The sequence below is a fragment of the Staphylococcus sp. HMSC65H10 genome (assembly GCF_001839185.1).
Taxonomy (GTDB): Bacteria; Bacillota; Bacilli; order Staphylococcales; family Staphylococcaceae; genus Staphylococcus; species Staphylococcus simulans.
In genome coordinates, this window is sequence record NZ_KV840413.1 from 1 (window position 1) to 683 (window position 683).

Sequence of the window (683 nt, forward strand, 5' to 3'; positions counted from 1 at the left end):
CCTGTTTTTTCGATCATGTCTTGGTTTACTTGGTAAGGTTTCAATAATTTGATACGTTCTTCCCAAACTTCATCTGGTTCACCCATAGATACCCATACGTCTGTGTAAAGTACGTCTGAATCTTTAACACCTTTATCGATGTCGTCTGTTACTAAGATTTCGCCGCCGTTTTCTTCAGCGATTTCTTTACAACGGTTCAATAATTCATCCGTAGGATTCAATTCTTTAGGGCAAACAAGGTTGAAACGCATACCCATGATTGCTGCACCTTGCATCAACGCATTCGCAACGTTGTTGCGGCCGTCGCCTACGTAAGTGAAGTTGATTTCGTGATAAGGTTTTTTCAATACTTCTTTAGCTGTTAGGAAGTCAGCTAATACTTGTGTTGGGTGATCTTCGTCAGTTAAACCGTTCCATACCGGCACGCCTGATTCTTCAGCTAATGTTTCAACAGTACGTTGAGAGAATCCGCGATATTCGATGCCGTCATACATCCCACCTAAAACGCGAGCTGTATCTGCTGCTGTTTCTTTTTTGCCCATTTGAGAACCAGTTGGTCCAAGGTAAGTAGTGCTTGCACCTTGGTCAGCTGCCGCAACTTCAAATGCGCAACGAGTACGAGTTGAGTCTTTTTCGAAAATTAATGCAATGTTTTTTCCTTTAAGTGTTTGTTGCTCAATACC

Annotated in this window: 1 protein-coding gene; it reads right to left on the reverse strand. The window is 42.2% G+C overall.

Annotated elements, in window-relative coordinates:
• On the reverse strand, window positions 1-683 hold a 683-nt coding region (gene argF / locus HMPREF3270_RS11050; protein ID WP_070867260.1), incomplete at both ends, for an ornithine carbamoyltransferase.